This window comes from Gandjariella thermophila, from assembly GCF_005405885.1.
Classification (GTDB): Bacteria; Actinomycetota; Actinomycetes; order Mycobacteriales; family Pseudonocardiaceae; genus Gandjariella; species Gandjariella thermophila.
Map to the genome: position 1 here is coordinate 1 of NZ_BJFL01000098.1, position 1,922 is coordinate 1,922.

At 62.9% G+C, this 1,922-nt stretch carries 1 protein-coding gene; it reads right to left on the bottom strand.

Features of this window, described 5'->3' with window-relative positions; genetic code table 11:
• Positions 1 to 77 precede the first annotated feature (77 nt).
• On the bottom strand, positions 78 to 1,340 hold the full coding sequence (ltrA, locus tag FFT21_RS28335; protein WP_137816964.1) for a group II intron reverse transcriptase/maturase: 1,263 nt from the start codon (positions 1,338 to 1,340) through the stop codon (positions 78 to 80).
• Positions 1,341 to 1,922: the final 582 nt, after the last annotated feature.

Genomic DNA, 1,922 nt, shown 5'->3' on the forward strand with positions numbered 1-1,922 from the left:
GTCGAGTAGCCGGAGGGAGTCGCACCCTCCGGCCCTCGCAGATCCGTACGTGACAGTCTCCCGTCATACGGCTCTTGTCATCCTGTTCTCCAGGCGGTGCGGACCCATGCCCAATGGGCGAAGAGCCTGGGATGCTGGTTGGTGATGCGCCGCCAGCACGCCAGTGCCTTGTGGAAGGGTCGAAGCCGCTTGTATTTCTTGCGGATCCAGCGCAGCAGGTAGGCGTTGATGCGTGCCAGGAGGGGACACAGCGCGGAGCGGTAGAACGTCCCGTAGTACTGCATCCAGCCCCGAATGATCGGATTGATCTTCTTGGCGAGCTCGGCGAAGCTGTGCCTTGTTCTGCGGTGCAGTCGCCATCGGCGGACTTCCCCGCTGATCTTCTTCAGGGCGTCCTTGCTGATCGCGGGCAGGAAGTTGGTGAAGGTCTTGCCTGCCCTGGTGCGGGCCTTACGGGCGCGGAAGGTGAACCCGAGGAAGTCAAACGACGTGTGCTCATGCCAGCCACGCCGGTTGCCGTCCTTGCAGTACACCACCTTGGTCTTGTCGGGATGCAGGCGCAGCCCGACGTCGTCCATCCTCTTCGCGATCGCCGCCAGGACCTCTTGGGCCTGCTGGTGGCTGTCGCAGTGCACGACACCGTCGTCGGCGTAGCGTTCGAACGGCACGTCCGGGTACTGCCGGGCCATCCACGCGTCGAACGCGTAGTGCAGGAAGAGGTTCGCCAGCACGGGTGAGATCGCTGAACCTTGTGGTGTTCCGCGGTCTCGTTCAGCAAGGGTTCCGTCGGGCAGTTGCAGCGGCGCGGCCAGCCATCGCCGCACATACAGCACCACCCACGGCTGGTCGGTGTGAGCCGCCACCGCTTTGACCACGAGGTCCCAGGGCACGCTGTCGAAGAACTTGGCGACATCGAGGTCGATGACCCAGTCCTTGCGCCAGCAGCGCTGCCGACACGTGGCCACCGCGTCCAGGGCCGACCGACCCGGCCGGTAGCCGTAGGAGTCGGGATGAAAGATCGGTTCGACCTTCGCCTCCAGCCTGCGGGCCACCACCGTTTGGGCGATCCTGTCGGCGACGGTGGGCACCCCGAGCATGCGCGTGCCGCCACCGTGCGGTTTGGGGATCTCCACCGCTTTCACCGCCGGTGGGAAGTAGCTGCCCGAGGACATTCGGTTCCACACCCGGTAGAGATTGTTCTTCAGGTCGGACTCGAACTCCTCGATCGAGCAGCCATCCACTCCCGACCCACCCTTGTTGGCCTTCACTTGCCGATATGCCTCCCAGACCTCCCACTTCGAAATAGCAAACGGCTTGCCTGTCGATTTCAGTTCATTCACCCAGTTCCTCCCGGAAAAGATTCCGGTTGACTAAACGAATCAACCACGGATGACCCAACCCCTTCGCTCGGCCCCCATTACAGGAGTTTCATCACTACTACGAGTTGGTCCGCCAGCGCACCCCGCGACGGTACTCGGCCTCTCACCGTTTCCGCGGCTTGAGGATCTCCCTGTCGCAGCGCGTGTCTGGGCTGCTGTGTCGGGGTGCACCTTCCCACGTTCCCTGTGGAAGCAGCAGGCCAGGCTCACGTCGCCTCCATGCCGGTCACCGCCTGGCCAGTCAGCGGGCACCCGCCAGACTCGTCCCGAGAGCACAAGGACCCTACGGTTTCGATGACACCTGGAGTTAAATAACGACACGTCACCAGCGATCGTCTTCCTGACCCCCACCCGACGCCTCAACTGGCGCCTTTTAACACATCGCTCACCACGCACGGCCGTGACCGCCGCAGCATGTGCCGGTTTGAAGCCTCCCCCCGCAGGGCGACTCCGAAGGGCCATCAATCCTTCATCTCCCACAGAGCATCACTTCCAGAAACTCTGCCTACATCAAGTTCCTTTCCATGTTCGTGGCACACCTTG